Origin of the sequence: Pseudomonas sp. JH-2, from assembly GCF_036231725.1 — a bacterium.
GTDB classification, from domain to species: domain Bacteria; phylum Pseudomonadota; class Gammaproteobacteria; order Pseudomonadales; family Pseudomonadaceae; genus Pseudomonas; species Pseudomonas delhiensis.
The window spans coordinates 1-598 of the sequence record NZ_JAZAQP010000133.1 but is presented as its reverse complement, the minus strand read 5'-3'; the positions used below and the strand labels follow the sequence as shown (position 1 = coordinate 598).

Here is a 598-nt window from a genome sequence, read left to right as displayed (position 1 = left end):
CCGCCACATCGCCGGGCTGATGCGCATCAACCACACCGGCGAGGTCTGCGCCCAGGCGCTGTACCAGGGCCAGGCGCTGACAGCCAAGTTGCCGCAGGTGCGCAAGGCCATGGAGGAAGCCGCCGACGAGGAAGTCGACCACCTGGCCTGGTGCGAACAGCGCATCCGCGAACTGGGCAGCCGCCCGAGCCTGCTCAACCCGCTGTTCTACGGCCTGTCCTTCGGCGTCGGCGCGGCGGCGGGGCTGATCAGCGACCGCATCAGCCTGGGCTTCGTCGCGGCCACCGAGGACCAGGTGTGCAAGCACCTCGACGAGCACCTGGAGCAACTGCCGGCCGAAGACCAGAAGAGCCGCGCCATCCTCGAGCAGATGCGCGTGGACGAGGAACACCACGCCAACAGCGCCATCGACGCCGGCGGCGTGCGCTTCCCGGCGCCGGTGAAGTTCGGCATGTCGCTGCTGTCCAAGGTCATGACCAAGACCACCTATCGCATCTAGGCGGCAGGCGGCAGGCAAGAGCGCGAGGGGCGCCCTTCGCAGGAGCGAGCTTGCTCGCGAACGATTCCGCGCCGGAGCCCGGTTCGCTCGCTCTTGCCT

At 68.9% G+C, this 598-nt stretch carries 1 protein-coding gene; it reads left to right on the top strand.

Translation table 11 applies throughout. The features are described 5' to 3' along the window. The coding region (gene coq7, locus VV867_RS31060; protein WP_328568454.1) for a 2-polyprenyl-3-methyl-6-methoxy-1,4-benzoquinone monooxygenase at positions 1-499 on the top strand (499 nt) is incomplete at its 5' end. Positions 500-598: the final 99 nt, after the last annotated feature.